Source organism: Erwinia endophytica, assembly GCF_009295515.1.
Lineage (GTDB): Bacteria > Pseudomonadota > Gammaproteobacteria > Enterobacterales > Enterobacteriaceae > Erwinia > Erwinia endophytica.
The window spans coordinates 32,866-57,685 of sequence record NZ_RQVV01000049.1 but is presented as its reverse complement, the minus strand read 5'-3'; the positions used below and the strand labels follow the sequence as shown (position 1 = coordinate 57,685).

Here is a 24,820-nt window from a genome sequence, read left to right as displayed (position 1 = left end):
TCAGGCAGTATCGAAATAAAATATCCTGAGGGGATTGTTTATTTCCGACCATTTATGGTTCATCAATAACGACAGGGATAATTAACCGTCAGGGAGAGGATTAATCAAGACCCGGCCGATGCTGTTCGGGCACTTTATTGAACGCATTGATAATAACGGACTTAATCTTACCCCCCATCTGCCCATGGCGGAGCGGTCACGCATAATAAGTGCAGCGATGGCTGAAGGGCGGATCCCCGGATGGCGAGGAAAAATCAGTAACGTACTGATTTTTCCTGTTCCTTTCGTCACATCCAGACCCGATGATTTCGTATCCAGAGCGCGAGAAACAATGATGTTGATACTGCGGATATAAAAAATTAACAACTGTTCCAGCCCGCCTGAATCCCGATAAATGGAGGGACTGACTGCTGACTGGTGATCAACTACCCTCATTCAGACCTCACAAAAATCAGCGCGATTATTCCGACTGCCTGTTAATAGTGATGATAAATCCAGTATTAACAGATTAGTGGACAGTCACAACTATTTTTATCATAGGAATTTGTGATTACCTAGATTAAAAGAATTCTAATGTTGCTTATCATAATAAAACGATCTTGCTGACGAAATTAATGCAATGCCATGATACAGGCGGCCAGTGCGTTATTTTTTCAGTCATGTTCAGGACAGAGGCTTATGACGATGGTTCAGACGATGCCAGTGCAACAGCCCGCCTTATTGTCAGTTCGTCATTTAACGGTTTCATTACCCGCAGGGATGGATCGTGCGCTGGCGGTTGACGACCTCTCTTTCGAGCTGCTGGCCGGTGAGATCCTGTGTATCATTGGCGAATCCGGCTCCGGGAAATCGGTGACGGCGCATGCAGCGATGGGATTACTTCCCCAGGCCCTGACAGTGACCCGTGGCGAGATACTGCTTAATGGCCAGAATTTGCTTGGCGTCACGCCAGAAGCGCTGCGTAGTCTGCAGGGTAAGTCCATCGCCATTATTTTCCAGGATCCGCTGTCCGCGCTGAACCCGATTATGACCATTGGCAAGCAGATTGCGGAAGTGATGGAGGCGCATCAGGCTGGTTCATCTGCAACACGTAAAGAAAAAGTGTTGTCGCTGTTAAAGGAAGTCGGGCTACCTGAACCGGAGAGCGTTCAGCATCAATATCCGTTTAACCTTTCTGGTGGTCAGCGGCAGCGGGTGATGATTGCCATGGCGCTGGCGCTCGATCCGGATGTCCTGATTGCCGACGAGCCGACGACGGCACTGGATGTGACCACCCAGGCGCAAATTCTCCAGTTAATCCGCGTGTTACAGAATCGCAAAAAAATGGGCGTGATGTTTATTACCCATGATTTTGGCGTGGTGGAAGAGATAGCCGATCGGGTGGTGGTGATGCGCGGTGGGCAGATGGTCGAACAGGGGCCCGCCCGGCGGATATTATCCGCGCCGTCACATCCTTATACCCAGCAGTTAATTGCGGCGGTGCCTCATCTGCGGCAGGTAGAAAAGGAGCGGACAGCCCGCCAACCGGTGGTGTTACAAGCTATCGACCTGTGTAAAACGTATCAAAAATCATCCGGTTTTCTTCGGCGGGGACGGCAGGTCAGGGCGCTGAATAACGTCAGCTTCACTCTGCGCAAAGGCGAAACGCTGGGCGTCGTCGGGGAATCGGGGTCGGGAAAATCCTCACTCGGGCGAGTGTTGGTGAAACTGCTGGCGGCAGACTCGGGAAAGATAATGTTTGATGGGCGAGACATTGTTCCCATCCATGAGAATGAATTTCGGCCGCTGCGGCCCCTGATCCAGATGATATTTCAGGATCCGTTCGCTTCACTTAACCCCCGTCATACGATTGGCACCATCCTGTCTGTCGGGCCGCTGACGCATGGCGGCATGACCGCCAGTGAAGTGCGTAAAAAAGCGTTGCGGCTGCTGTCGCTGGTGGGGCTTGAATCCAGTGCTTATGATCGCTATCCCCATGAATTTTCAGGAGGGCAGCGGCAGCGCATCGGCATTGCGCGGGCGTTGATGTTTGATCCACTGCTGCTGGTGGCGGATGAATCGGTGTCCGCGTTGGATGTCTCCGTGCAGGCGCAGGTTCTGGCATTACTGGCCGAGGTACAACAGAAAACGCAAATTGCGATTCTTTTTATTACCCACGACCTGCGTGTCGCCAGCCAGATTTGTGATGAAATTCTTGTCTTGTATAAAGGTGAGGTGGTGGAAACAGGGACGCCGCAGCAGGTATTTACTGCGCCACGGCACCGTTATACGAAAACCCTGGTCAATGCTATTCCTGGGCAAGAATAGTAAAAATCCCCGCAGGCTTACAGGGATTTTTAATGAGAATGTTTTCGTTGGAAAATATCTCTCTACTATTATCTTCGATAATTAGTTTTTTAAAAATGATGTGTGGCAATGCGTCAGTTTTAGAAATTCATACCGGCGCCAATAAATGGTCCATCAATCAGTGTATGGCTTGGGCGACCGTTTTTACCATCAACGCTGGCGTGACGATAGCCGGCTTTTACCGTCAGCGGTGCAACAGGTGACCAGCTCACGCCGCCATCGGCTTCAACATAGTTTTTCACACTGTTATTTAAGCCGCGTGGTGCTGAATAGCCTTCACCATAGATGGCGAAATCTGCAGGCAGCGCAATACGTACGCCACCGCCGATAGGGAATGCCACCCCGTTGTCACCTTTTTTCGGGCCAATATAAGCGGCTTTCATACCCGCGCTGAGCATGACAGGCCCCAGATCCAGATTATAACCGGTACCCACTGATCCAACCTGAACGCCATCGTCGGTGTTTTTAACCCAGTTTCCATCCAGGAATAAACCGCCAGAATCTTTACCCATTTCTGCGTTCAGATTAGTAAAGTTTTTGCCTTGCTCCAGACTGACTCCCATCGCCATGGCGGAGGTGGAAGTAATGACCAGTGCCGAGATTGCCACTAAAGCTAATTTTTTCATTTTTTATTTCCTTACTCTGTTATCAGATGACGATTATTTTATCCCTGTTTATTAAACCATTCGTAAACCATAGGGTAATAAATAATAACTTTCCTTATTTTTATACGTAACAAATTAAATTATTAAGGAGATATTATTTTCCTGATGTCAGGGGGAATAGTGATGGCATAGTCGAATTTTTCTTTTTTAGCTGAAAATCAGGGACTGGAATAATAGTGTTGAAGAGAATGCAAAAGTAAACGGCAGGTTAATGGCCATCAGATATGACCGTTTTGCAAAGCCCACACGGCGGCTTCAACGCGGGATTTCAGTTTCATCTTCTTCAGTAAATGTTTGACGTGAACTTTGACGGTGCTTTCGGTTATTGACAGCTTACGGGCAATGGCTTTATTGGTCATACCCAGGGTGATTAATTTTAGAATATCGCGCTCGCGTCGGGTCAGTTGTTGGATGTCGCGCTCTTCTGCCGGGCGATTTTCCCGCAGGCTGGCGACCAGTATATTGGTCAGCGTTTCACTCAGTACCATCTGACCGGCGGCAGCCTGATGCAGGGATTGCAGCAGTTCCTCCGGTTCCATATCCTTCAGCAAATAACCGTCGGCACCGCGTTTAAGTGCGTTCACCACGTCATTTTCATCATTCGACACGCTGAATACCACGATGCGTCCCGACAGATCGATAGTACGAAGCTGAACCAGCGTATCCAGCCCGTTCATGCCCGGCATATTCAGATCAAGCAGGATTAAATCCGGATCGTGCTGTTCGGCCAGCTCCACACCCTGCCTCCCGTTACTGGCCTCGGCAATGACCTGGAGATCCTCATCCAGTTCAATCAATTGTTTCACCCCGTTACGCAGCATCGGATGATCGTCTATCAGTAATATAGTGGCGGCTTCTTTTTTCACTGCGCGGGTCCTTTTTGATGGGTGATAGCACGATAAGCAGTTAGTTTTGTGTCATTTTACTGATTGCCCGGGGTATAACCCTATACCACCAATGGAGTACCTCTTAATTTCTTGTGGCTGTGGTTCATCAAGTATAGTGGGAGATATTGACGATAAACCCTATGATTAACAAGGTTAAATTTAACTTGGTTTCGATACTCATTTGGGAGCGAGGCACTGACACGAGGAAAAACAACCTCACTTCAGGTTGATTTACGTCAACCTGGTCGTTGGGGTGGGGCAGCAGGATAAGGCGATAATCCTTCTTTAATGAGAAAATTATGTCGCAATCTACTCCAGGATGTTCTAAAAAAAGTGCGTCGGTGATTGAGGACTGGCAACCAGAAGACGCTGATTTTTGGCAACAGTGCGGTAAACGCGTTGCTAACCGCAATTTATGGATTTCAGTATTTGCTCTGTTGCTCGCCTTTTGTGTCTGGCAACTGTTCAGCGCCGTTGCCGTTAACCTGAATAAAGTCGGTTTCAATTTTAGCACTGACCAGCTGTTTCTTCTGACCGCATTACCGGCTGTTTCGGGCGCCTTGCTGCGTGTGCCCTATTCCTTTGTTATTCCTGTTTTTGGTGGTCGCCGCTGGACCGCCTTCAGTACCGGCATTCTGATGATCCCCTGCCTGTGGCTGGGTTTCGCGGTGCAGGATAGCAGTACGTCTTTCTCAACCTTTGTGATAATCGCGTTACTGTGTGGCTTTGCTGGCGCTAACTTCGCGTCCAGCATGGGCAATATCAGCTTCTTTTTTCCGAAAGCCCAACAGGGTGGTGCGTTAGGCATCAACGGCGGGTTGGGTAACCTCGGCGTCAGTGTGATGCAGTTTGTCGCCCCGCTGGCCGTTTCAATCGGTATCTTCAGTTTCTTCGGCGGTGAGGCGCAGGGCAATGGTAATGCTATCTGGCTGGAAAACGCCGCATGGATTTGGTTGCCGTTGCTGGTGATAGCGACTTTTGCCGCCTGGTTTGGCATGAATGACCTGTCAGCGGCGAAATCATCTCTGCGTGAGCAATTACCGGTGCTGAAACGGGCCCATTTATGGATCATGGCCGTGTTGTATCTGGCGACTTTTGGTTCATTTATCGGTTTTTCCGCCGGGTTTGCCATGCTGTCAAAAACGCAGTTTCCTGATGTGGTGATCCTGCATTATGCCTTCTTTGGGCCTTTCCTGGGGGCGCTGGCGCGTTCTGCTGGCGGTATCATTTCCGACCGTTTAGGCGGTGTCCGCGTCACGTTAATCAATTTTATCGCCATGGCGGTGTTCTCCGCATTGCTGTTCCTGACCCTGCCTGGCGAAGGTCAGAGTGGTTCATTTATTGCCTTCTTCTGTGTGTTTATGGGGCTGTTCCTCACTGCAGGTTTGGGGAGCGGTTCAACCTATCAGATGATTGCGGTGATGTTTCGCAAGCTGACCTTTGAGCGCGTCAAGGCAGAGGGCGGTTCGGACGCGCTGGCACAGCACGAGGCGAAAACGGAAACATCGGCCGCGTTGGGTTTCATCTCCGCCATCGGGGCGTTGGGCGGTTTCTTTATTCCGCAAACTTTTGGGATGTCTTTGTCGATGAGCGGCTCGCCAGCCGGAGCCATGAAAGTGTTCCTGGCGCTTTACGTTATGTGCCTCCTGATCACCTGGCTGGTTTACAGCCGTAAAAAAACACAATGAAAACGTTTCATCGGCCCGGATTGAACACGGGTCGCGAGTTCTTTTATCTGCCTCGCGCTCAGGTGCGTCGCAGGATTAGCAATGTCACTTAATACCCAACAGAGCCTTCAGGAGCACTCCGGATGAGCAAATTTCTTGACAGGTTGCGCTACTTCAAACAGCTGGCGGAACCGTTCTCTGGTGATCACGGCCAGACACTCAACACTAATCGCGACTGGGAAGAGGGTTATCGCAGTCGCTGGCAACACGACAAAATCGTGCGTTCGACCCACGGGGTCAATTGTACCGGTTCATGCAGTTGGAAGATTTATGTGAAAAATGGTCTGGTCACCTGGGAGACCCAGCAGACCGACTATCCTCGCACGCGTCCAGACTTGCCAAACCATGAGCCACGCGGTTGTCCGCGCGGCGCCAGTTATTCCTGGTATCTCTACAGCGCGAATCGTCTGAAATATCCGCTGATGCGCAAAACGTTGATCAAGCTGTGGCGTGAGGCGAAAGTACAGCACCACGATCCTGTCGAGGCCTGGGCGTCCATCGTCAGCGATACAGAAAAAGCCAAAAGCTACAAAGTGGCCCGTGGTCGCGGTGGTTTCGTGCGCTCCAGCTGGCAGGAGGTCAATGAACTGATCGCCGCCGCCAACATTTATACCGCCAAAACCTTCGGTCCGGATCGCATTATCGGCTTCTCGCCGATCCCGGCGATGTCGATGGTTTCCTATGCGGCTGGTGCCCGTTACCTGTCGCTGATTGGTGGCGTCTGCCTGAGCTTCTACGACTGGTATTGTGACCTGCCGCCAGCCTCGCCGATGACCTGGGGCGAGCAGACCGATGTGCCGGAATCGGCTGACTGGTATAACGCCTCTTACATTATGGCCTGGGGCTCCAACGTGCCGCAAACCCGGACCCCGGATGCCCATTTCTTTACTGAAGTACGCTACAAAGGCACTAAAACGGTGGCGGTGACGCCGGATTATGCCGAAGTGGCCAAGTTATGCGACCAGTGGCTGAACCCGAAACAAGGCACTGATAGTGCGATGGCGCTGGCAATGGGCCATGTCATGCTAAAAGAGTTCCACCTTGACCGTGAGGTGCCTTACTTCAGCGATTATGTTCGTCGTTATACCGACATGCCGATGCTGGTACTGCTGGAAGAGCGCGACGGCGGCTACTATGCCGCCGGTCGTCAACTGCGGGCCAGTGATTTGGTGGATAATCTCGGCCAGGACAATAACCCGCAATGGAAAACTATCGCCATCGACCAGACCAGCGGCGAGCTGGTGGCGCCGCAGGGATCGATTGGTTATCGCTGGGGGGAAAAGGGGAAATGGAATCTACAGCAGCGTGAAGGCAAGTCGCAGCGGGAAGTGGAGCTGCAACTCAGTCTGCTGGGTAGCCACGACGAGGTGGTCGAGGTGGGATTCCCGTATTTCGGTGGTTTAAGCAGTGATCATGTTAACAGTGTGGCGCTGGACGAGATCCTGTTGCACAAGCTGCCGGTGAAACGCCTGCAACTGGCGGATGGCCGCACAGCGCGGGTCGCCAGTGTGTACGATCTGATGCTGGCAAACTATGGCCTTGATCGTGGTCTGGGCGATACCCACTGTGCGCAGAATTACGACGAGGTGAAAGCCTACAGTCCGGCCTGGGCTGAGCAGATAACGGGCGTCTCACGTCAGAATATCATCCGTATCGCCCGTGAATTTGCGGAGAATGCGGAGAAAACGCGCGGTCGTTCAATGATAATTGTCGGTGCCGGGATGAACCACTGGTACCACATGGACATGAACTATCGCGGCTTGATGAACATGCTGATTTTTTGTGGCTGTGTCGGCCAGAGCGGCGGTGGCTGGGCGCACTATGTCGGCCAGGAAAAATTGCGTCCACAAACCGGCTGGACGCCGTTGGCTTTCGCGCTGGACTGGCAGCGTCCGCCACGCCATATGAACAGTACTTCGTTTTTCTATAATCACTCCAGCCAGTGGCGCTACGAGACGATTTCCCCTCGCGAGTTGCTCTCGCCGCTGGCGGATAAAACCCGCTACAGCGGCAGTCTGATTGACTTTAATGTGCGTTCAGAACGTATGGGGTGGCTGCCATCCGCGCCGCAGTTGGGGACGAACCCGCTGCACATTGCCGCACAGGCCAACGCGGCAGGTCAGTCGCCGGTTGACTTCACGGTTGAGCGGTTGAAAAACGGTTCGCTGCGCTTTGCCTCTGAGCAGCCTGATAACCCGCAGAACTTTCCGCGTAATCTGTTTGTCTGGCGTTCCAATTTGCTCGGTTCCTCCGGTAAAGGTCATGAGTATCTGCTGAAGTACCTGCTGGGAACGGAAAACGGTATCCAGGGCCAGGACCTCGGCGTACAGGGCGGCGTCAAGCCGGAGGAAGTGGAATGGCAGGATCAGGGCGGCGAAGGCAAGCTGGATCTGGTGGTGACGCTGGATTTTCGCATGTCCAGCACCTGTCTGTATTCCGACATTGTATTGCCTACCGCTACCTGGTACGAAAAAGACGATATGAATACCTCGGATATGCATCCGTTTATTCATCCGTTATCTGCTGCCGTGGACCCGGCCTGGGAATCCAAAAGCGACTGGGAAATTTATAAAGGAATCGCCAGGGCCTTTTCCGATTTGTGTCCCGGCCATCTGGGGGTGGAAAGCGATGTGGTGACATTGCCTGTACAGCATGATTCCCCGGCAGAGTTAGCGCAGCCGTTAGAAGTGAAAGACTGGAAAAAAGGCGAATGCGAGCTGATCCCCGGCAAAACCGCACCGCATATTATGGTGGTGGAACGTGACTACCCGGCGACCTGGGAGCGTTTCACTTCGCTTGGGCCGTTGCTCGATAAGCTGGGGAATGGCGGCAAGGGCATCAGTTGGAATACCCAGACTGAAGTCAATTTTCTCAAACAGTTGAACGACACTAAAGCCAGCGGCCCGGCCACCGGACGACCCAAAATCGACAGCGCCATCGATGCGGCTGAGGTGATCCTCTCACTGGCGCCGGAGACTAACGGTCAGGTGGCGGTAAAAGCCTGGCGTGCGCTGGGTGACATCACCGGGCTGGACCATACGCATCTGGCATTGAATAAAGAAGACGAGAAGATCCGCTTTCGTGATATTCAGGCTCAGCCGCGCAAAATTATCTCCAGCCCGACCTGGTCAGGTCTGGAGGATGAACATGTTTCCTATAGCGCCTGTTACACCAATGTGCATGAGCTGATCCCCTGGCGTACCCTCAGCGGTCGTCAGCAGCTTTATCAGGATCATGAATGGATGCGAGCCTTTGGTGAAAGTCTGCTGGTCTATCGTCCGCCGATTGATACCCGCGCAGCCAGCCCCTTGTTGAACCAAAAGCCGAACGGTAATCCGGAGATGGCGTTGAACTTTCTGACGCCGCACCAGAAGTGGGGGATCCACTCAACCTATAGTGACAACCTGCTAATGCTGACGTTGTCACGCGGTGGCCCTATTGTGTGGATCAGTGAGGATGACGCGAAAACGCTGGGCATCGTTGATAACGACTGGATTGAAGTGTTTAACGCCAACGGTGCGTTGACCGCCCGGGCGGTGGTCAGCCAGCGTATTCCAGCCGGGATGACCATGATGTATCACGCCCAGGAGCGCATCGTGAATATTCCGGGATCGGAAATCACCAGCCAGCGCGGCGGTATCCATAACTCGGTGACCCGAACCTGTCCGAAACCGACCCATATGATCGGCGGTTACGCGCAATTGTCTTACGGTTTCAACTATTACGGCACGGTCGGTTCCAATCGCGATGAGTTTGTGGTGGTGCGTAAAATGAACCATATCAATTGGTTAGATGGTGAAGGCAATGATGACTGCCAGGGGTGTCAGCAGGAGAATAAATCATGAAAATTCGTTCACAAGTCGGCATGGTGCTGAACCTGGACAAATGTATTGGCTGCCACACTTGCTCTGTGACGTGTAAAAATGTCTGGACCAGCCGCGAAGGGATGGAATATGCCTGGTTCAATAATGTCGAAAGTAAACCGGGCGTTGGTTATCCCACCGCCTGGGAAGACCAACAGAAGTGGAAGGGCGGTTGGATCCGTAAGATTAACGGCAAACTGGTACCGCGTATGGGCAACCGTGTCGGTGTGTTATCAAAGATCTTCGCTAACCCGAATGTCCCCGCACTGGATGATTATTACGAGCCGTTTGATTACGACTATCAGAACTTGCATACCGCGCCGGCGGGTAAACATCAGCCGATTGCCCGACCTCGTTCACTGATAACCGGTCAGCGGATGAAGAAGATCGAAAATGGGCCAAACTGGGAAGAGATCCTCGGCGGCGAATTTGCCAGGCGTTCGCAGGACAAAAATTTCGATAATATTCAGAAAGAGATCTACGGTCAGTTCGAACACACTTTTATGATGTATCTGCCGCGTTTGTGCGAGCACTGCCTGAACCCTGCCTGTGTGGCGACTTGTCCGAGTGGGGCGATTTACAAACGCGGCGAAGATGGCATTGTGCTGATCGATCAGGATAAATGTCGTGGCTGGCGTATGTGCCTGACTGGCTGCCCATACAAAAAAATCTACTTTAACTGGAAGAGCGGCAAATCGGAAAAATGTATTTTCTGCTATCCACGTATCGAAGGCGGGCAACCCACGGTCTGTTCTGAAACCTGTGTCGGGCGTATTCGTTATCTCGGCGTATTGTTGTATGACGCCGACCGTATTGAGCAGGCGGCGTCGGCAGAGCAAGAAAACGCGCTCTACCACGACCAGATGGCGCTCTTCCTCGACCCACATGATCCCGCGGTGATAGCGCAGGCATTGCAGGACGGTATTCCACAGAGTGTGATTGAAGCGGCACAGCGTTCACCAGTATATAAAATGGCTATGGAGTGGAAGCTGGCGTTGCCACTGCATCCGGAATACCGCACGTTACCGATGGTCTGGTACATACCGCCGTTGTCACCGATACAAAGTGTCGCCGATACGGGGTCTCTGGCGCATAGCGGTGTGTTGCCGGATGTTGAGAGTTTGCGGATCCCCGTGCAATATCTTGCCAATTTGCTGACCGCTGGCGATACGGCACCGGTACTGTTGGCGCTGAAAAGAATGCTGGCGATGCGGCATTACAAACGCGCGGAAACGGTGGATGGCATAGTGGATACCCGCGCGTTGGAGCAGGTCGGACTGAGCGAAGCACAGGCGCAGGAAATGTATCGCTATTTAGCGATTGCTAACTATGAAGACCGTTTTGTGGTGCCTTCCAGCCATCGCGAACTGGCGCGTGAAGCTTTCCCGGAAAGTAAAGGCTGCGGTTTTAGTTTCGGTGACGGCTGTCATGGCAGCGATTCCTCGTTCAACCTGTTCAACAGTCGCCGCATTGACGCCATTGATGTGACGAAAAAAACGACTCACCGGGAGGATGCCTCATGATCTCGGTGCGAGTGATTGGTCGTCTGCTGGATTACCCCGACAGCGAGTTGTTTCAACATCATCACGAGTTGATCACCGTGCTGGAAACCGCCAGCGAGCTGAACCTGCAACACAGTGCGCGGTTGGTACGGTTTATCAGCACGCTCTGCGCCCGACCGTTGTTGGACGTGCAGGCTGAATACGGCGAGCAGTTTGACCGTGGTCGCGCCACCTCATTGTTGCTGTTTGAGCATGTGCATGGCGAGTCTCGTGATCGCGGACAGGCGATGGTGGATTTGCTGGCGCAATACCGGGCCGAGGGTCTGGAGTTGGATGTGAAAGAGCTGCCGGATTTCCTGCCGCTGTACCTGGAATATCTTGCCAGCGGAACGGCAGAGCGCGTCCGTTGCGGCCTGCAAGATATTGTCCCCATTCTGGCGCTGCTGGCAGCCAGACTGCATCAACGCCAGAGCCAGTACGCGGTACTGTTTGATGCGTTGATTTTTCTGTCAGGGGCGCAAGTGGAATGTGATGCGCTGCAACCGCAGGTTGCGCAAGAAGCCCGCGACGATACCCCCGCGGCGCTGGATGCGGTGTGGGAAGAGGAGCAGATCACCTTTCTTGGCGAACAGGGCTGTGCTTCGGCGCAGCAGGCAGTGCACCAGCGCCGTTTTGCCGGCGCGGTTGCGCCGCAGTATCTGGATGTGGCGCAGGCCACTCAGCGTTACAAAGGAGCATAATTATGCATTATCTCACCCGATTTTTTTTCGATATCTATCCCTATCTGGCGGGTACGGTGTTTCTGGTCGGCAGTTGGTTACGTTACGACTACGGTCAGTACACTTGGCGGGCGGGCTCCAGCCAAATGCTGGATAAAAAAGGGATGCGCCTGGCGTCTAATTTGTTTCATATCGGCATTATCGGCATCTTCTTCGGCCATATTGTCGGCCTGCTGACACCGCACTGGGTGTATGAATCTTTCCTGCCGATTGAGGTGAAACAAAAGCTGGCAATGGTTGCCGGTGGTCTGTGTGGACTGATGACGCTGATCGGCGGCGGGCTGTTGTTGAAGCGCCGACTGACTAACCCACGAGTGCGGGCGACCAGCAGTGTCGGCGATATTCTGATCCTGACGCTGCTGGTGGTACAAGCCTGCCTTGGGTTGCTGACTATTCCCTTCTCGGCACAACATATGGACGGCAGCGAGATGATGAAGCTGGTGGCCTGGGCGCAGGCGGTGGTGACGTTTCAGGGGGGAGCATCGCAACATCTGGCTGGGGTGGCGTTCATTTACCGCCTGCACATGGTGTTGGGCATGACCTTGTTCCTGCTGTTTCCATTCTGTCGTCTGGTACATATCTGGAGCGCGCCGGTGGAATATCTCACCCGTCGCTATCAACTGGTGCGCAACCAGCGCTGAGCCGGTACGGTCAACAATGGCGGCACCCATTGCACGGCTATGATTAAACGGTACAACAGCGGCATCACTCCTGGTTAGGGAAGGGGATCCGGATGAAGCGGCCCGTTTCGCGCCATAGACGGGCGAAACGGGCTCCCATGGAGTGCGGATATTCCGCCAACAGGTACGGAGCTTCCCGCCGCTGCCGCCGTATTTTGAACAATACCGCCAGCGAGATTATTCATCCGTCAGTGACTTAAGCGTTGCCACTCCTCCAGTGATCAAAATAAATATGCTCAGCCTGGAAATCAGCGGTGTCGGTGTCACCGGTTAAACGCCACGCGAGTTGGAAGGCGAACTCAAAACTCTTACCCAGCCCCTTGCCGCTGATCAGGTTGCCGTCTTCTACCACGCTATCCGGGCAGTAGACGCCATCCGTCACGCTTTGATACAAATCTCCCGAACAGGTATAGCGTCGACCTTTCAGCAGGTGGTTACCGCCCAACACCCTTGCCGCGGCAGAACAGATAGGCGCTATCCATTTTCCCGCGTCGTCATGACGACGGATAAACGTTGTCACCTGTGGGTTCGCCGCCAGGTTCACCGTACCGTCCGGACCGCCAGGGATGACTACCGCATCAAACATCTGGTGCTGCAAATCACTTAGCAGGACATCGGTAAACACCGGTACGGCGTGATAGCTCGGTACTTCTCGTGCACTGTGGCAGGCAACGGTAGTCACTTTCACCTTTAGCCGGTTCAAGATATCAATAATAATAAAGGCTTCAGCTTCTTCAAAACCCGGTGCTAACAATATTGCGGCCTGTTTACTCATCATTCCTCCTGAATAATAAAATATATAATCAATATTATTGAAATATAGTTTTATTTTATCAATGTCAATCGTCACTGATACGGAATGCGCCGCATGGCAGAAAAAAGTAAACAAATGCCAACAAGAACGCATTTACATAACATCTGCTTTTCTTCGTGCCAGACAATGCTTTACCATGATGGCCTTTCTTGTCGCACTATGGATATGCAATGCGTTATCTGGTCAAACTTTTACCCGCGCTGGTTCTTCTTTCTGCTTGTAGTAGCAGTAAGCCACCACAACAGCAGGTGGCGCCGCATGGTAATCCCTTTAAAGGCAGCAGTAGCAGTAGCTTCCTGCTAGCCCCCTCAAACGATACAGCTATAGCTCCGTTGGGCGGCGATTTTGCCGATAGCCCGGCTGCCGCTGCTTTTATCGATAAAATGGTGCGAGAGCATAATTTTGACCGTCAGCAACTGCATGATGTGCTGGCACAAACCAGGCGACTGGATTGGGTCGTGCGGCTGATGGATCGCCAGGCGCCGTCTTATCAAGCGCCGTCAGGTCCGAATGGTGCGTGGATCCGTTACCGTAACAAATTTATCACGCCAGATAACATCCAGAATGGCGTACAGTTCTGGAACCAGTATCAGGATGCGCTGAATCGCGCCTGGCAGGTGTATGGTGTTCCCCCGGAAATTATCGTCGGTATTATCGGGGTGGAAACTCGCTGGGGCAGAGTGATGGGTAAAACCCGCATTATTGATGCGTTGGCGACGCTGTCCTTTGCCTATCCACGCCGGGCGGAGTACTTCAGCAACGAGCTGGAAACCTTCCTGCTGATGGCCAGAGAAGAGAATGATGATCCGCTTGAGCTGCGCGGGTCGTTCGCCGGGGCGATGGGTTACGGCCAGTTTATGCCTTCTTCCTTTAAAAAATACGCGGTGGACTTTAACGGTGACGGGCACATCAACTTGTGGGATCCGGTTGATGCCATAGGCAGCGTCGCGCACTACTTCAATGCTCACGGCTGGCAAAAAGGGGAAGCCATAGCCATACCCGCCAGTGGCCAGGCGACGATGCTGGCGACGGGGTTTGATACCCGCTACCCGCTCAGTCAGCTCGCGGCTGCCGGGCTGTCACCGCAGGTAGCGATAAACGGGTATCAACAGGTCAGTCTGCTGCGTTTTGATATGGGCAAATATTATCAATACTGGTACGGTCTGCCGAACTTCTACGTGATAACCCGTTACAACCATAGCAATCACTACGCTATGGCGGTGTGGCAATTGGGTGAAGCGGTACGCGACGCCCGTTAAACCGCTGAACGTGTCGCGCGGGTAAGCGCTGCAAAACTCCGCAGCGCTTCTTTCGTGGTGATGGTGGTACGGGCAGTGTGCTTTAATAGTTACGCTGAAAATGGCTGCTGACGAAGGCGCGGCAGCGATCCGAATGGGGATCGGCAAAGACCTGAGCCGGCGGACCCTCTTCTTCAATCATCCCCTGATGCAGAAAAACAGCTTTATTCGATACTTCGCGAGCAAAACCCATTTCGTGCGTAACAATGATCATCGTCCGGCCTTCCTCAGCCAACCCACGGATCACTTTTAATACTTCTCCCACCAGTTCGGGATCCAGCGCTGAAGTGGGTTCATCAAACAGAATCGCCTGCGGATGTTGGGCCAGCGCCCGTGCGATGGCGATGCGTTGCTGTTGTCCACCGGACAGATGAGCAGGCCAGGCATCCTTTTTACTGTACAAGCCAACCTTATCCAGCAGCGCTTCCGCCTCTTCAATGCATTCTTTGCGGTTACGTTTTTGCACGTGGATCGGTGCTTCAATGATGTTTTGCAGCACGGTGCGGTGCGGCCATAGATTAAAACTCTGAAACACAAAGCCCAGTTGTTTGCGGATATTTTTAATGACGGTCTGCTGCGCGTGGTTGAGCGAGCCATTGCTGCCGTTCAGGTCAATTTTTTCATGGCCTAACTGGATCTCTCCGCCCTGGGCCACTTCCAGGAACGGAATACAGCGCAACAGGGTACTTTTGCCTGAACCACTGGCACCAATCAGCGAGATAACATCACCGTCGTTGGCTGTCAGGCTGATATCGTGCAGCACCTCATGCTGACCGAAACTCTTTTTGATATTACGCAGCGCCAGGGTCGGTGTGCTCATGCTCTTGCTCCGGACTTTTCAGGTGAAAGAAACTGTTCAACGCGGGCGAGGAGGTGGGTAACCAGCAGTGAAATGACCAGATAGATAACCGCCGCACTGATAAACACTTCCAGCGCCCGATAAGTAGATGAAACTTCGGCGTTGGCGATACCGGTCACGTCCATCAGGCTGATGGTGCTGACCAGCGACGTCGACTTCGCCATGGAGATCACTTCGTTGCTCCACGCCGGTAATGCCTGACGAATAGCTATAGGCAGGATAATACGGCGCAGAATGGTGAACGCCGACATACCGCAGACACGCGCCGCTTCGATCGAACCTTTGGGGACGGCACGAATGCCGCCGCGCAGGATTTCTGAGGTGTAAGCCGCATCATTGAGGATCAATGCCAGCAATCCGCACCAGTAGGGATCGCGCAGGAAAGGCCACAAAACGCTGTGGCGGATAAAACTGATGTTACCCAGGCCGTAATAGATCATAAAAATCTGGATCAACAGTGGCGTGCCGCGAAACAGAAACACATAGCCTTTGGCCACATAGCTGCCTGGCCCGCTGGCCCGGAGCAGGTTGAGCAACAGAGCCAAAATACCGCCGCCCAGCAATGCCAGCACGGTCAGATTGAGCGTCAGCGGCAATCCGGTCAGCAGTTTTATAAAAGTCTGTTGTATAAATGAAATATCCATACATCGGGTCCTTAAAGCTGATGGTAATGCTGTCCGCGTAAGGACCATTTCTCTGCCAGGCGGATGACCAGTTCAGAAAAAGAGGTGATCACCAGATAGATCACCGCGCCGACGGCAAAGAAAAAAAACGGCATTTGGGTCGAGCCAGAGGCAACCTGCACCTGGTTCATGGTTTCAACCAGTCCGGTGACGGAAACCAGCGCTGACTCTTTGATGGCTGACTGCCACTGGTTGCCGAGGCCAGGGATCGCGGTGGCTAAAGCCTGTGGAACAATGACCCGGCGGAACATTAACCATTTTCCCATGCCTACCACGGTCGCTGCTTCCAACGTACCTTTGGCGATGGTGTTGTAAGCGCCGCGAAACACCTCGGCTTGCCCGGCTGCGGAAATTAGCCCAATCGCCAGCGCGCCCGCGACAAAGCCGCTGATGTCAAAAGGACCACTGAAGCCCAACGCACGGCCGATAAAAGCCAGCACCTGACGTCCGCCAAAATAGAAAATATAAATAACAATCAGGTCTGGCACGCCGCGTAGTACGACGATATAGCCCTCAGCCAGCCTGTTCAGCCAGCGGTTACCGGTGATTTTGGCCCAGGCGACCAGACTGCCGATCGCCGAGCCAAGTAGAAAAGCGCACAGAGACACGGACAGGGTGACGCCGGCTGCTTTTAGCAGCGCGAAGCCCCACCCCTCAGGACCGAAGCTCAGGAGTTGCCAGTCAACAACCATACTGCTCTCCGTTTATGCCTGTGGCGACAAGTCCATTCCGAACCATTTAATGATCAGGGCTTTCATCGTGCCGTCCTTCATCATTGAGTCGATTGCGTTGTTCAGCTTCGCTTGTAGCTCGGTATCATCTTTACGCAGTCCGATAGCGGAACCGGCACCCAACACCCCATTCTGGAAGGTATAGCCAGTCAGCTCGCCGTTCCCGTTTGAGCGTTTGACATAAGCGCTCAGGTTAGGCACTGCCGCCATCACCAGATCAACCCGACCGGCATCCAAATCGAAGAAAGCATCTTTACTGCCAGGGTAGGTGCGAATAGTCGCGATATTGCCAAAGTATTTCTGCAGGAAGTCAGCCTGGATGGTGGCAACCTGCACGCCGATCGTTTTCCCCTTAATGATGCTGGTTATGCTGTCGATGGCAGTTTTGCTACCGGCCTCATCACTGAGCGAAATACGCTTACCGGTACCGGGCAGACCAGACACACTGCTGTCTTTGGTGGTGACAAAACCGGAACCGCCATTGATGTAGGGGTGAGTGAAGTTAATGGTTTCCTGGCGCTTTGGTGTGATGGACACCGCATCAACGATGGCATCGTATTTGCCATCCAGCAGACCTGGGATTAACCCGCCCCAGCTCTGCGCGACCAGCTTGTAGCTGAAACCGGCACGTTTAGCGATCTCTTTCATCATATCCGGCTCAAAGCCGACGATTTCACCACCTGGCGTGGTCATATTGTAAGGCGGGAAGGCGGCTTCAGTGGCGAAGGTCAGCGAGGTGAGGTCTCTTGCCTGTAATGGTGGTAAAACCAGCAGGCCCAGTGTGGCGACTACCGCGCTAAGAAAACGTTTGCGTGTCAGATTCATAGACTACCCCTGTTGTTGTATAAAAAGTTTAAGAAAGAATATCCAGCGTTAAGCGGGTAAGAGCAAGGGTTCCGATACGGATGCAGCTCTCGTCTGGCTGGTAATCCGAATTATGGACATGGTCGTCGCGGCCAGGTTGTCCGGAACCGATAAGGATCTGACAGGCGGGCATCAAATCCGAGAAGTAGGAAAAGTCTTCTGCACCGAAGCTTCGGCCTTGCTGAATCTGAGGCCGTTGGTGGAATTGGCTGGTAATGCTTTTTTCTGCGAGGTTGACCATGTGGTCATCATTCAGTAGCGGCGGCGCACCGCGCTGGTAGTTAATGTCCACCTTAACGTTCATCGCCAACGCCACGCCGGTACAGATACGACGAAATGCGGCTTCTACCGCATCACGGGAGGCTGCAGAGCGTGCCCGAACCGTGCCGCGAAACAGGCAGGAGTCAGGGATGATATTATGGGTGGCGCCACCTGCGATATGACCCACCGTGAGAACAGCAGACTGTGCCGGATCCATCTCTCGGGAGATAACGGTTTGCAACTGGGTTATCAAATAAGCTGTCGCGACAATGGGGTCAACCGTAGCATGAGGACGTGCAGCATGACCTGATACTCCGGTCACCACCACGTCAAATTCATCGCAGGAGGCGGTGCTTGCACCACGTGTGAGCAAAATATTGCCCGCCGGCAGTTCCGGATGATTATGAAAAGTAATCGCCATATCCTGCCCTTCCGCCGCGCCGTCGGCGATCATGGCGGCTGCGCCACTTTCGGTGGTTTCTTCCGCTGGCTGAAACACCAGACGCAAGGCCCCCTTCAGTCGGGGTTGCAACTCTTTCAGCGCGGCGGCTACGCCAAGCAGAGTGGCGGTATGCAGATCGTGACCGCAGGCGTGCATTTTGCCGGGAAAAACGCTGGCGAAGGGCAGGGCGGTTTTCTCTTCAATCGGCAGGGCATCCATATCGGCGCGCAGTAGCAAGTTTGGTCCTGGTTCATCGCCGTGAATATCGAGTACCACACCCGTTTTACCAATGCCTCTCTGCGGTTGATAACCCAGTCTTTCCAGCTCTTTCGCCACTACTTCCGCCGTCCGGTGAGTATCAAACCCCAGCTCAGGATGTGCGTGAATGTCCCGACGCAAGGCAATCAGCCGGGATTCGATGTTTTCCACAATCCCGGCAATTTGTCCCTCTGTACCCTCTGTTTTAGACGATTTCATGCATAACCTCGTAGTGACCAGAATGGGGATCCTGGCAGAAAAATATCATACAAAACAATCAGCTTAAAAAGTCATGGTGTGCTGACAATCGATAATGGCTAAAAGGACGGGAGGAAACAAGTCATTACTCGGTGGGCGACCACACTTTTTTCACATGGTGGGCTGCTATAGTGAAAGATACGTCCAAACATGATTTATGAGGAAAAGATGAAAGACTGGGATCCTGATCTTTATCGTCAGTTTGAGGCTGAGCGTACCCGACCCGCCAAAGAGCTACTTTCCCGCATCCCCTTGCGTGAAGTGGATTCAGCAACTGATCTCGGTTGCGGCCCAGGCAACAGTACTGAGTTATTGCGTGCAGCCTGGCCCAGTGCGCGCATTACCGGGGTGGACAGTTCAAAGGCGATGCTGGAACAGGCGTTTAAACGTTTGCCTGACTGCCGGTTTGTGCAGGCGGATATACGGCACTGGGTGGCAGAGACACCCCAGCAGGTGATTTTTGCCAATGCTTCACTGCAGTGGCTGACTGATCACCAGCAATGGTTGCCGCATCTGGTGGCGCAATTATCCCGGTGTGGCGTACTGGCGGTGCAGATGCCGGATAATTTGGATCAACCCACCCACAGTCTGATGCGTAAAACAGGAGAACTGCCGCGATGGAAAGAGAAGATTAGCTCTGCTGCGAGCAACCGCGCACGTCCGCTCAGTACTGAAGCTTATTATGATGTGCTTTGTTCCGTGGGGTGCTCAGTGGATATCTGGCGAACCACCTACTATCACGTCATGCCTTCACCTCAGGCGATTGTGGACTGGTTGAGGGCAACCGGACTGCGTCCTTTTCTTGCGCCGCTGGAAGAATCTGAGCAGGAGACTTTCCTGGCGCGCTATCTGCAGGAACTGCAAGAGATTTACCGCATTCGTGAGGATGGGTGTGTATTGCTGCCTTTTCCGCGTTTATTTATGGTGGCGCAGAAGCGCTGAACCTCATCTCACCCTGTGACTTTTCATTTCAATTTGGGGTTTGTTTAGCTTTTATTGAAGAATGCCCCGTTTGTTTCTCTTTCCTCTATGTATATTGTAACTGATTGATAGTGAATTATTTTTTACTGATAGTAAAGTGCGTTATTAATTATTTTGAAAAATAATAATAAAAAATTAAGTCATGTGATCAAATGGTCGTATTTAATTTGTAATGGATGTAAATCGTTTTGGTTTTGTTTAGTTGAGGGGGAGTAGTATTTCATTACGAAATTCACCAGACTTTTATTCCTGGTATAAGGAAGTTCAGATAAAACTGGTGTTGGTAGTGTAATTATAATAATTGGTTGTATTTATTTTGTTATGGATGACTCTCTGCAAATGTTATCGAAAGGATAACGTTTATGTTTGTAGTTGACGTTAATAGTAACCTGGCAGCAATGAGTATCTTATATTGTTATTCATAGTTATTAAATGGTTGCTATTTATAGTGTTATTTTCATATGGAGAATGTGATTATGCGTTTTATGCTTAAATCAGTTGCAGTAATGTCAGTTTGTAGTGCATTAGCTATTGTACCTGCTTTGTCTTATGCTGATGATGAAGTTGTTCCAGTGACGGTTGATGGTGGTACCCTGAATTTTGAAGGGAGCGTTGTGACCGCAGCGTGTGCATTATCAAGCAGTTCGGCTGTTCAGAGTATCAATATGGGGCAGGTTCGTGCGGCCTCTCTGGCCACAGCAGGAACAACATTGTCAACAGGGAAAGATTTCACCATCAGTCTGGAAGATTGCGACAACAGTACTTATAAAAATGTTGCCGTAACATTCTCGGGTACTGCTGATGCTAATGATGCGACGGGTTTGGCTACTGGAGTCAATGGTGGTAGTGGTTCGGCACAAAATCTGTCTATCCGTTTTTATGACGAAACGGGTACTCAGATTAACTTAAACGAAACCAGTAGCACTACTGCACTACGTGCTGGCTCTAATACACTGAATTTCACTGCGAAATATCATACCGAGGTCGGTGATGTGACTTCCGGTGATGCAAGTGCAGTCGCGACTTACACCCTGACTTACTCTTAATTAAATTAATTTGGATTCAGAGTGTTAATAACTCTGAATCCTTTTTTCGAGGTAAATTATTATGCGTATTCCTGCGGTCTTGTTGGTAATGTTTTCATTGCTATTGCCAATGTTTGCCAGTGCCAATTCTGGTGGTGTGGGGCTGGGTACCACTCGTCTGATCTATAATGCTGGTGATAAACAGGCTTCACTTGATGTTCGTAATACTCATACTACTTCACCTTTTCTTATTCAAACCTGGCTGGATAACGATAATGGAGTAAAGACTCAAGACTTTACCGTTGTTCCGCCATTAGTTGTATTGCGCCCCAACAGTGAAAATACATTGCGTATTATCTTCACTGGAAAAGGATTGCCAACAGACCGGGAAACACTTTACTGGTTAACAGTAAAAGCCATTCCACAGAGTGTAGAGCAGGGCGCGAATACTTTACAGCTGGCAGCAGCTAGCCGAATTAAAGTTTTTTACCGTCCGGTTGGTCTGAAAGACAAAGCAAATGAAGCTTATAATAAAATAACGGTGTCCCTGAGTGGTGGGAAACTGACACTCCACAATCCAACTCCTTATTATCTGACACTGATTACGTTACGTGTGGATGGCAAAGAAGTAAAACCTTTAATGTTGTCACCCAAAGGCAGCAGTATCGTACCAGGTAATTTTAACGGAGCTAAAAGAGTTAGTTATCAGACTATTAATGATTATGGTGCATGGACACCTCTGGTGAGTAAAAATCTGAATTAAAATTTTTCTCATTATAATATCAATAACCTGTAGACAATAAATATCTATGAATACATACTTGTCTTTCCGGAAAAATGCAGTAACACTGGGATTGTTACTGGTCATTAATTCAGCTATGGCTCAGGATAAATACCAGTTCAACCCTCTTTTTCTGGCGGGTAAGGATGGAAACATAGCTGATTTGTCCTGGCTGGAAAAAGGTCATGAGCTCCCTGCAGGAAAATATCGCACAGCAGTATTTGTGAATAATGAGTTTGTCGCGGATAAAGAAGTTTCATTCGTTGCCAGCGATAATAACGGTACTCCGCAGCTTCTTCCCTGCTTTACTGCTGAAGAAATAGATGCACTGGGCCTGGAACGTAATAAAGCAGCCAAGCTATCATCGCAGAACGGCTGTATTTTGCTAAAAGATCTTTTCAGTGGTTATGACATTAAAAGCGATTTTGATGCCGGTAAATTGACACTGAAATTAACGTTTCCTCAGGTACTGATGCAGAACCGCCCACGTGGGTTCATCAACCCAGCCAGTTGGGAGAATGGCATTAATACTGCTTTTGTTAGCTATAATGTTAATGGTTCACAAAGTGAGTACACTGGAAATAATAATGACTGGCGGCAAACTAACTATTTCCTTGGTCTGAATAGTGGGATCAATTTGGGTGCCTGGCGGTTAAGAGACACCACTAACTGGAACTATACCAACAACCAGGGTGGGCAGTGGTCTCATATCAGTACCACTCTGCAACGGGATGTGGTGCCATTGCAGGCCCAGCTCACAATGGGGGATACCTATACTTCCTCTGCTATTTTTGACAGCGCGGGAGTCAGAGGGGTGCAACTGGCGTCTGATGACAATATGTTGCCAAACAGCTTGCGAGGCTACGCACCTGAAGTCAGGGGGATTGCCCGCAGTAACGCCACTGTGCGCATCCGTCAGAATGGTAATGTGATTTACCAGACTAGCGTTACGCCCGGTGAATTTATTATTAACGATCTCTTCCCTACGGCTTCAGGCGGTGATCTTGATGTATCTATTGAGGAAAGCGATGGTCAGGTCACCCATTATGTGGTGCCTTTCGCCAGTGTGCCGAACCTGGTCCGGCCTGGGCAGTTAAAATACTCTCTGAGTGCGGGCAAATTTCGGGGCGGCGATCAGCAAACGGATCCCGCATTCACCCAGAACGACTTTTTTTATGGCTGGCGTTATGGATTGACATTTTATGGCGGGGTACAGTTTTCAGAACGCTATCGTGCTTATGCTGTTGGTGCCGGTCAGAACCTGGGAGCGTATGGCGCGTTTTCAATTGATGCCATTCATGCCAACAGTACGTTGGTGGATGACAGCAATCACAGCGGTGATTCAATCCGTTTTCGTTACAGCAAGGTGGTGAATACGGTAGGAACGACCCTCAACTTCTATTCCTGGCAATACACGACCAGAGGTTTTTATACCCTGGGTGATACGGCTTACAAGCGGATGAAAGGTGGCGACAATACTATTTCACTGGATGAGCAGGGGCAACCAGTTATTGATACCAGTAACTACTATAATTTGAATTACTCGCGAAAAATGCACAATCAGTTGTTGCTTTCACAGCGCATGGGCGAGTATGGCTCTGTTTCCATGTCGCTGGATCAGCAGCGTTACTGGAATTCCAGCAAAACCAGTAACAGTACTCAGTTGGCATACAATACTAACTGGAAAATGGTTTCCTGGAGTCTGGCATGGCAGCACAGTCAGACTGTCTGGTCAGACAGAAGCGATAACACGGTTTCGTTCTCTGCTTCTGTACCGCTGGATAAATTCATGTCTGGCTCACGGGCCCGTTATACCATGACTAACAGCGGCCGTAATGGTACCAGCCACACGACCGGTATCAGTGGTTATATGCCGGGTAATGATAATTTAAATTATAACCTTAACGCGCGTTATAGCTCCCGAAATAATAATCAAAGTGGGGCAGATATGTCGATGCAGTATCAGGGTAGAACCGGGGTTTATAATGCTGGATACAGTTACACGTCGGACAGTCGTTATTATAATTATGGCGTTAATGGCGGTATTGTTTTGCACGAAGATGGCATTACCTTAAGCCAGCCGCTAGGTAATACTAATATTCTGGTGAAAGCGCCAGGCGCCGCCAATATAAAAGTGGGCAACCAGAAAGGTATTTATACCGATTCCCGCGGTTATGCTGTTATTCCTTATGCTTCTGCTTATCGGGAAAACCGCGTGGATCTGGATGTTAAAACGCTTGGAGATAACGTTGAAATTCCACAATCCATTGTCAGCAAAATTCCCAATGCGGGAGCGATGGCACGTGCCACGCTAGAGACACGTATTGGTTATCGGGCGATGTTTACCGTCAAAAAAGGCGGTTCGTGGTTGCCTTTTGGGACCAGCGTCACCTTAAAAAACAGTGAATATTCAAGCGGGATAGTGGGGGACGCCGGTGCACTCTGGCTTTCAGGTTTACCGGAAAAAGGTGTGCTGATTGCGCAATGGGGGCGGGATGCGAATCAGCGTTGCGTCATCCATTATCAGCTTGACGCCAGTAAATATAATCCTGATACGAATATCTATACACAAAGGCTGGTATGTCAATGAAATCGATAAAACGATGGATACTTTCGTTATTGCTTGCAGGTTGTTGGTCTATGCCTGCGTTGAGTTATGACGTATATATCAACGTAACCGGCGTGCTTTATGGTAATACCTGTACGCTTTCAACCGATTCAGAAAATATTAATATCCTTCTGGGAAGAATATCTAACCGCCAGTTTTTAAGCGTTGGTGCGGTCAGCCAAATAAAAACACCTTTCAGGATCCGGCTTGAAGAATGTGGGCCGACCTTTAAAGGAGCCAAAATAACTTTTAGCGGCGAAGTGGATGACTACGACAGCCGCTATATAAAAACGGATGAAGGGGGAGCGACCGGGGTGGCTGTTTCGCTTCTTGACCATAGTAATACGGTGATTCCGTTGAATACCGCGACCAGCGCCTATGGGCTGACCGGCGATGACAGCGTGGATATGCTTTTTTATGCACGTATCGTCGCTACACAGTTGCCTGTTACGCCGGGTAGCGTTACCGCAACGGCAACTTATACGGTTGAATATCTTTAATTGTGTAC

The 24,820-nt window shown here is 51.2% G+C and carries 21 protein-coding genes; 12 read left to right on the top strand and 9 right to left on the bottom strand.

Annotated elements, in window-relative coordinates; translation table 11 throughout:
• Positions 1–81 precede the first annotated feature (81 nt).
• Positions 82–435 (bottom strand): hypothetical protein, encoded by a 354-nt coding sequence (locus EH228_RS20335; protein WP_204902665.1) that lies wholly within the window; start codon positions 433–435, stop codon positions 82–84.
• A gap of 243 nt (positions 436–678) precedes the next feature.
• On the opposite strand from EH228_RS20335, the gene EH228_RS13830 reads away from it, so the two are divergent.
• Positions 679–2,307: an ABC transporter ATP-binding protein gene (locus EH228_RS13830; protein WP_152322221.1), complete on the top strand. Its 1,629-nt coding sequence runs from the start codon at positions 679–681 to the stop codon at positions 2,305–2,307.
• Between the two features lie 119 nt (positions 2,308–2,426).
• Here EH228_RS13830 and EH228_RS13825 read toward each other — a convergent pair whose 3' ends face one another.
• Together EH228_RS13825 and narL are read right to left on the bottom strand one after the other, a co-directional pair.
• Entirely contained in the window at positions 2,427–2,972 is a 546-nt protein-coding gene (locus EH228_RS13825) for a YfaZ family outer membrane protein (protein ID WP_152322220.1), read from the bottom strand.
• A 257-nt stretch (positions 2,973–3,229) separates the two neighbouring features.
• The gene (gene narL, locus EH228_RS13820) at positions 3,230–3,877 is read right to left on the bottom strand and encodes a two-component system response regulator NarL (RefSeq protein WP_152322219.1); all 648 of its coding nucleotides are present in this window, start codon (positions 3,875–3,877) and stop codon (positions 3,230–3,232) included.
• A gap of 320 nt (positions 3,878–4,197) precedes the next feature.
• On the opposite strand from narL, the gene EH228_RS13815 reads away from it, so the two are divergent.
• The 5 genes from EH228_RS13815 to narI all read left to right on the top strand — a co-directional run bounded on the left by EH228_RS13815 (position 4,198) and on the right by narI (position 12,410).
• Complete coding sequence (locus tag EH228_RS13815) at positions 4,198–5,586, top strand: NarK family nitrate/nitrite MFS transporter (RefSeq protein ID WP_152322218.1); 1,389 nt, start codon at positions 4,198–4,200, stop codon at positions 5,584–5,586.
• A 122-nt stretch (positions 5,587–5,708) separates the two neighbouring features.
• Positions 5,709–9,470 carry a nitrate reductase subunit alpha gene (locus EH228_RS13810; RefSeq protein ID WP_152322217.1) on the top strand — a complete coding sequence of 1,254 codons (3,762 nt, stop codon included), beginning with the start codon at positions 5,709–5,711 and terminating at the stop codon, positions 9,468–9,470.
• Positions 9,467–11,011: a nitrate reductase subunit beta gene (narH, locus tag EH228_RS13805; RefSeq protein ID WP_152322216.1), complete on the top strand. Its 1,545-nt coding sequence runs from the start codon at positions 9,467–9,469 to the stop codon at positions 11,009–11,011. The genes EH228_RS13810 and narH overlap by 4 nt, the downstream gene beginning before the upstream one ends.
• Complete coding sequence (gene narJ, locus EH228_RS13800; protein ID WP_152322215.1) at positions 11,008–11,730, top strand: nitrate reductase molybdenum cofactor assembly chaperone; 723 nt, start codon at positions 11,008–11,010, stop codon at positions 11,728–11,730. Before narH ends, narJ begins: the two co-directional genes overlap by 4 nt.
• Before the next feature lie 2 nt (positions 11,731–11,732).
• A complete protein-coding gene (narI, locus tag EH228_RS13795; protein WP_152322214.1) occupies positions 11,733–12,410 on the top strand; it encodes a respiratory nitrate reductase subunit gamma in 678 nt (225 codons plus the stop codon).
• Positions 12,411–12,645: 235 nt separating this feature from the next.
• Here narI and EH228_RS13790 read toward each other — a convergent pair whose 3' ends face one another.
• The gene (locus EH228_RS13790) at positions 12,646–13,224 is read right to left on the bottom strand and encodes a DJ-1/PfpI family protein (RefSeq protein WP_152322213.1); all 579 of its coding nucleotides are present in this window, start codon (positions 13,222–13,224) and stop codon (positions 12,646–12,648) included.
• Between the two features lie 209 nt (positions 13,225–13,433).
• Here EH228_RS13790 and mltB point away from each other — a divergent pair, with 209 nt between their 5' ends.
• Positions 13,434–14,522: a lytic murein transglycosylase B gene (gene mltB, locus EH228_RS13785; protein ID WP_152322212.1), complete on the top strand. Its 1,089-nt coding sequence runs from the start codon at positions 13,434–13,436 to the stop codon at positions 14,520–14,522.
• An 82-nt stretch (positions 14,523–14,604) separates the two neighbouring features.
• Here the strand turns inward: mltB and EH228_RS13780 are convergent, their stop codons facing one another.
• The 5 genes from EH228_RS13780 to EH228_RS13760 are packed head-to-tail and all read right to left on the bottom strand — an operon-like array spanning position 14,605 to position 18,878.
• Positions 14,605–15,381: an ABC transporter ATP-binding protein gene (locus tag EH228_RS13780; RefSeq protein ID WP_152322211.1), complete on the bottom strand. Its 777-nt coding sequence runs from the start codon at positions 15,379–15,381 to the stop codon at positions 14,605–14,607.
• The gene (locus EH228_RS13775) at positions 15,378–16,064 is read right to left on the bottom strand and encodes an ABC transporter permease (protein ID WP_152322210.1); all 687 of its coding nucleotides are present in this window, start codon (positions 16,062–16,064) and stop codon (positions 15,378–15,380) included. The genes EH228_RS13780 and EH228_RS13775 overlap by 4 nt, the downstream gene beginning before the upstream one ends.
• 11 nt (positions 16,065–16,075) lie before the next feature.
• The gene (locus EH228_RS13770) at positions 16,076–16,795 is read right to left on the bottom strand and encodes an ABC transporter permease (RefSeq protein WP_152322209.1); all 720 of its coding nucleotides are present in this window, start codon (positions 16,793–16,795) and stop codon (positions 16,076–16,078) included.
• A 12-nt stretch (positions 16,796–16,807) separates the two neighbouring features.
• Entirely contained in the window at positions 16,808–17,659 is an 852-nt protein-coding gene (locus tag EH228_RS13765; protein WP_152322208.1) for a transporter substrate-binding domain-containing protein, read from the bottom strand.
• 28 nt (positions 17,660–17,687) lie between these two features.
• Complete coding sequence (locus EH228_RS13760) at positions 17,688–18,878, bottom strand: M20 metallopeptidase family protein (RefSeq protein WP_152322207.1); 1,191 nt, start codon at positions 18,876–18,878, stop codon at positions 17,688–17,690.
• Positions 18,879–19,085: 207 nt separating this feature from the next.
• Between EH228_RS13760 and tam the strand changes: the two genes are divergently transcribed.
• From tam to EH228_RS13735, 5 genes are all read left to right on the top strand, one after another.
• Positions 19,086–19,859, top strand: coding sequence for a trans-aconitate 2-methyltransferase (tam, locus tag EH228_RS13755; protein WP_152322206.1), 774 nt, complete (start codon positions 19,086–19,088; stop codon positions 19,857–19,859).
• Positions 19,860–20,374: 515 nt separating this feature from the next.
• Positions 20,375–20,944, top strand: a complete 570-nt coding sequence (locus EH228_RS13750; protein WP_240116298.1) for a fimbrial protein — start codon at positions 20,375–20,377, stop codon at positions 20,942–20,944.
• Between the two features lie 61 nt (positions 20,945–21,005).
• Entirely contained in the window at positions 21,006–21,686 is a 681-nt protein-coding gene (locus EH228_RS13745; RefSeq protein ID WP_152322205.1) for a fimbrial biogenesis chaperone, read from the top strand.
• Between the two features lie 46 nt (positions 21,687–21,732).
• Positions 21,733–24,294 carry a fimbria/pilus outer membrane usher protein gene (locus tag EH228_RS13740; RefSeq protein ID WP_152322204.1) on the top strand — a complete coding sequence of 854 codons (2,562 nt, stop codon included), beginning with the start codon at positions 21,733–21,735 and terminating at the stop codon, positions 24,292–24,294.
• The gene (locus EH228_RS13735) at positions 24,291–24,812 is read left to right on the top strand and encodes a fimbrial protein (protein WP_338030664.1); all 522 of its coding nucleotides are present in this window, start codon (positions 24,291–24,293) and stop codon (positions 24,810–24,812) included. Before EH228_RS13740 ends, EH228_RS13735 begins: the two co-directional genes overlap by 4 nt.
• Positions 24,813–24,820 lie beyond the last annotated feature (8 nt).

Excerpts from the sequence above, each read along its gene's own strand:
- EH228_RS20335 (WP_204902665.1), bottom strand. The coding sequence starts at position 435 with ATGAGGGTAGTTGATCACCAGTCAGCAGTCAGTCCCTCCATTTATCGG.
- EH228_RS13830 (WP_152322221.1), top strand. The coding sequence starts at position 679 with ATGACGATGGTTCAGACGATGCCAGTGCAACAGCCCGCCTTATTGTCA.
- EH228_RS13825 (WP_152322220.1), bottom strand. The coding sequence starts at position 2,972 with ATGAAAAAATTAGCTTTAGTGGCAATCTCGGCACTGGTCATTACTTCC.
- EH228_RS13815 (WP_152322218.1), top strand. The coding sequence starts at position 4,198 with ATGTCGCAATCTACTCCAGGATGTTCTAAAAAAAGTGCGTCGGTGATT.
- EH228_RS13810 (WP_152322217.1), top strand. The coding sequence starts at position 5,709 with ATGAGCAAATTTCTTGACAGGTTGCGCTACTTCAAACAGCTGGCGGAA.
- narH (WP_152322216.1), top strand. The coding sequence starts at position 9,467 with ATGAAAATTCGTTCACAAGTCGGCATGGTGCTGAACCTGGACAAATGT.
- narJ (WP_152322215.1), top strand. The coding sequence starts at position 11,008 with ATGATCTCGGTGCGAGTGATTGGTCGTCTGCTGGATTACCCCGACAGC.
- narI (WP_152322214.1), top strand. The coding sequence starts at position 11,733 with ATGCATTATCTCACCCGATTTTTTTTCGATATCTATCCCTATCTGGCG.
- EH228_RS13790 (WP_152322213.1), bottom strand. The coding sequence starts at position 13,224 with ATGAGTAAACAGGCCGCAATATTGTTAGCACCGGGTTTTGAAGAAGCT.
- mltB (WP_152322212.1), top strand. The coding sequence starts at position 13,434 with ATGCGTTATCTGGTCAAACTTTTACCCGCGCTGGTTCTTCTTTCTGCT.
- EH228_RS13780 (WP_152322211.1), bottom strand. The coding sequence starts at position 15,381 with ATGAGCACACCGACCCTGGCGCTGCGTAATATCAAAAAGAGTTTCGGT.
- EH228_RS13775 (WP_152322210.1), bottom strand. The coding sequence starts at position 16,064 with ATGGATATTTCATTTATACAACAGACTTTTATAAAACTGCTGACCGGA.
- EH228_RS13770 (WP_152322209.1), bottom strand. The coding sequence starts at position 16,795 with ATGGTTGTTGACTGGCAACTCCTGAGCTTCGGTCCTGAGGGGTGGGGC.
- EH228_RS13765 (WP_152322208.1), bottom strand. The coding sequence starts at position 17,659 with ATGAATCTGACACGCAAACGTTTTCTTAGCGCGGTAGTCGCCACACTG.
- EH228_RS13760 (WP_152322207.1), bottom strand. The coding sequence starts at position 18,878 with ATGAAATCGTCTAAAACAGAGGGTACAGAGGGACAAATTGCCGGGATT.
- tam (WP_152322206.1), top strand. The coding sequence starts at position 19,086 with ATGAAAGACTGGGATCCTGATCTTTATCGTCAGTTTGAGGCTGAGCGT.
- EH228_RS13750 (WP_240116298.1), top strand. The coding sequence starts at position 20,375 with ATGCGTTTTATGCTTAAATCAGTTGCAGTAATGTCAGTTTGTAGTGCA.
- EH228_RS13745 (WP_152322205.1), top strand. The coding sequence starts at position 21,006 with ATGCGTATTCCTGCGGTCTTGTTGGTAATGTTTTCATTGCTATTGCCA.
- EH228_RS13740 (WP_152322204.1), top strand. The coding sequence starts at position 21,733 with ATGAATACATACTTGTCTTTCCGGAAAAATGCAGTAACACTGGGATTG.
- EH228_RS13735 (WP_338030664.1), top strand. The coding sequence starts at position 24,291 with ATGAAATCGATAAAACGATGGATACTTTCGTTATTGCTTGCAGGTTGT.